Source organism: Streptomyces sp. GbtcB7 (assembly GCF_019091445.1).
In the GTDB taxonomy this organism is placed as follows: domain Bacteria; phylum Actinomycetota; class Actinomycetes; order Streptomycetales; family Streptomycetaceae; genus Streptomyces; species Streptomyces mirabilis.
The window spans coordinates 1-239 of record NZ_JAGXJM010000574.1; the positions used below are offsets into that span (position 1 = coordinate 1).

Here is a 239-nt window from a genome sequence, read left to right on the forward strand (position 1 = left end):
GCACTCGCCGGGGCGACCCCCCGGCTGCCCGAGGGCATGCGGCGGCCCACCAGAGCCCGGGCCGCCGCGATCTCGCCCGCCGCCACCGCGGCCGGGCGGATGCAGGCACTGTCCACCGGCATGCTCGCCGTCCTGCGCGCCATGGAGGAGAAGCACTCCGTCGGGGGGGTCCTCGCCCCCCTCCTCCCCCTCGCCCACCGCACCGCGCAGGCGGGCCGTCTCGCCGCCTCGGTCCGCGT

General features: G+C 79.9%; 1 pseudogene. It reads left to right on the plus strand.

Features of this window, described 5'->3' with window-relative positions:
- Nucleotides 1–239 (plus strand): annotated as a pseudogene (locus KVT44_RS56875) (ATP-binding protein); the annotation flags it as partial.